Source organism: Microcystis sp. M53598_WE2 (assembly GCF_030067735.1).
In the GTDB taxonomy this organism is placed as follows: Bacteria; Cyanobacteriota; Cyanobacteriia; order Cyanobacteriales; family Microcystaceae; genus Microcystis; species Microcystis aeruginosa.
In genome coordinates this window covers 1-2864 of the sequence record NZ_JASJFE010000117.1, presented here as the reverse complement: position 1 = coordinate 2864, position 2864 = coordinate 1, and the positions used below count along the sequence as shown (strand labels likewise).

Below are 2864 nucleotides of genomic sequence, written 5' to 3'. Positions count from 1 at the left end.
AGACCCTAATTAATCTCTGAAAGATTAATAAGGTACGGTTCTAAACTCCACGCAATTATTACTAGGATTATAGAGAGTGTAAACTGCTTTATTTAATTCTTTACCAACGCTACCAACCCCAATTAAACGCTTATCTTGAATCGTCAAAGTTTGACTTGGTTGCCGTTTATCTAAAGTAGTAACAGTGCTAGTTAAATTAGCGGACTGTAAAGAATAATCAAAAACTTTTCCCGCACGACCACAAAATAGATTATTAACTCCCATCCGTTGCAGTCGATCTAAAATTTGCCATGGAGGAGTATCGGAGGTTAATTCTTCACTAACACTGACAGTGCTGCCATGAATTAATAAACAATCCAACTCGACAAAACCAAAATCGAGATTTCGTAACCATTGCACCGTTTCTAAAGAAACTGCGTCCCAGAGTTGTTTAGTGCTGTCAATTCCATGTTTATCGATTAATTCCGTCGGTTCTCCTGTGGCTCCTAAACTGTGTAAAATTAAACATTGTTCTTCCCACCATCCCCGACAAACCTGTGGATATAAGTTATTTTTAGTGGGATAACGTATTTGTTCTACTAGCATTTCACTATCGGGATTAACACCGATAAAATCTCCTAAAATATATAAATTTTCTACAGTAACTGACCGTTGCTGAATATCTTCCAAGACCGCTTTATAGGCTGGTAAATTACCTTGAATACCGCTTAAAATTGCCCACATAATTTCTTGATTTATCACAAATTAACGTTCGCAAACATGAGTCGGATCATCGGCTTTTTCCGCATATTCTAGACCCTTAGCCAATCGCCAAGCGAAAATAGGAGGTAAACCCGATGCTAAAATAGCCTGACAGGTTTCCTGATAGTTATAGGCCACTTCTCGCAGTTGTACCGCTGCCGTTTCTCGATCGTAAATCACATAGGTGGCATTTGGACGACCGTGACGCGGTTCTCCCACCGATCCCACGTTGATGATACGTTTAACCGGTGTGGTAAATTGCCGCGACTGTTCCCCATCGGGTTGATACACTTTTATTTGCAAGCTTCCCGCGTCGAGAGTGCGAATGTAGGGGATGTGGGTATGTCCACAGAATAAAACCTCTGTATCTACCGATAAAACCCGTTCTAAAGCCGTAAAAGCGTCCATTTCGGCTAAAAGGTACTCATGGTTACTTTGGGGACTACCATGGACAAAACAGAGGTGATCTAGCTTAAAAATTTCGGGCAGTTTTGACAAATAATTACGGTTTTCCGAGGTAATTATTTGATTTGTCCACTCATGAGCTAATCTACCCCGTTTTTCTGCTAAAAGCGACGGATAACTGCACTCACAGGCATTTAATCCCTCAACGATATCCTCATCCCAACACCCTTGTACCGTGGTAATCCCCAGTTGACGGATTTTTTCCACCACTTGGTTAGGATGGGGTCCATACCCAACCAAATCCCCTAAACAGTAGATTTCTTGACAACCCTGTTGGCCTAAATCTCGCAAAACAGCATTAAAAGCGGGCATATTGCCATGAATACAGGATAAAACGGCTATTTTCATCAGATTAACTCCATTTCTGGCTCTAAAGATTCTTGAAATTGTTGTTGATAATACAAAAGTGCCTCATCGGACAGACAACAATCACTCAGGGTATCGGCAATTGTCGGTTTATCGAGATTGCGACCGACGATTTCAATCCCACTAAAGCGATTCGGTCTCCCATCGAGATTTAAGGGGAAATTTAAGCTTTGAAAGTCTTTTTCTGGCCATTCATCCATAAATTCCCCATAAATACACTGACCATCGATGATATCGAAGATACTTTTGACCCGCAGCACTTCCCCATAGGCCCCTTGGGTTAATTCTGTCCAAAAGGTAGTTAAACTGGAAAAATCGAGGACTTCTCCCGTTAAAACGGCTCTATAAATCTGTATTTCTCGTTTTTTTAACCATTGATCACCTTTTATGGTTGTTTTGACGGGACTGATGACAATTTCATCGACGGGAACTTGTCCTTCGGGGATTTCTGCTTCTGGAGACGTAATCGCTACCCGATGACAATTGAGGGGTTTTAGAAAGCTTTCGAGGGATTGCGTGTCTAAATGCCATGGTACTTCCATATAGATCGTGTTTTCCATGGATAAACTGCTCAAAAGGTCTTCTTCTTCCCTAGAAACACAGGACAACTGGGGAAAGTCACTCTCTAAAGTGAGGCGATCAATGGGAAAAGTTTCCGTCTGGGGACTAAAATATAGACTTGGCTGCGTCTGTTTGGCGATTTGTTCGCGAATCCAGTGGGTTTTTCCCGCTGCTATACCCCCCGTTACCACGATAATCATTTGCTCCTTCTCTACTGTGATAATGATAATCATTCTAGCATAAGTCAGATTGGGGCAAGTAATCTTCCTTAACCAATCCTCTAGACTTAGCCAGGTTATTTTGGGAAAAATTGGCGGTTTCTTGGGATATTAATCATGGTTATGGCTCTTTTCTCTAGGATACCATTGGCTTTGTCCATCGGGTAAATCAACTAAGGTAATTCCCCTCGTTTTTAATTGTTCCCTTAATCGATCGCCGCTTCCGTAAAGTGCAAGGGTTTGCGATAATGAACTTGGAGAACAAAGAGATGTAAAACCATGGGATCGAGGGTTCGTTAAATTTTAAAGTTTTTATCCATAAATTATTCATAAGTAGCTGGTTATAATTAAATTAAAAATGGATTTTAGGTTCGATCCCCCCTGCCCCCCTTGATAAGGGGGGTGTCTGAAAACTTTTAACACCTACCTACTTAGTTTGTGCTTTTTAATTTTCTGAGAACTAGCCAAGCATTCGTTTAGTTGTGTCAAGATTTCCTCTTTATTTAAATTTCT

General features: G+C 40.9%; 3 protein-coding genes. All 3 read right to left on the bottom strand.

Annotated features, from left to right (window positions below):
• Nucleotides 1–24: 24 nt before the first annotated feature.
• The 3 genes from PX636_RS02690 to PX636_RS02680 are packed head-to-tail and all read right to left on the bottom strand — an operon-like array spanning nucleotide 25 to nucleotide 2333.
• Complete coding sequence (locus PX636_RS02690; RefSeq protein WP_288116149.1) at nucleotides 25–723, bottom strand: metallophosphoesterase family protein; 699 nt, start codon at nucleotides 721–723, stop codon at nucleotides 25–27.
• Nucleotides 724–744: 21 nt separating this feature from the next.
• Nucleotides 745–1554 (bottom strand): metallophosphoesterase family protein, encoded by an 810-nt coding sequence (locus tag PX636_RS02685; RefSeq protein WP_012266120.1) that lies wholly within the window; start codon nucleotides 1552–1554, stop codon nucleotides 745–747.
• Nucleotides 1554–2333 (bottom strand): hypothetical protein, encoded by a 780-nt coding sequence (locus PX636_RS02680; RefSeq protein ID WP_125732686.1) that lies wholly within the window; start codon nucleotides 2331–2333, stop codon nucleotides 1554–1556. The genes PX636_RS02685 and PX636_RS02680 overlap by 1 nt, the downstream gene beginning before the upstream one ends.
• Between the last annotated feature and the right edge of the window lie 531 nt (nucleotides 2334–2864).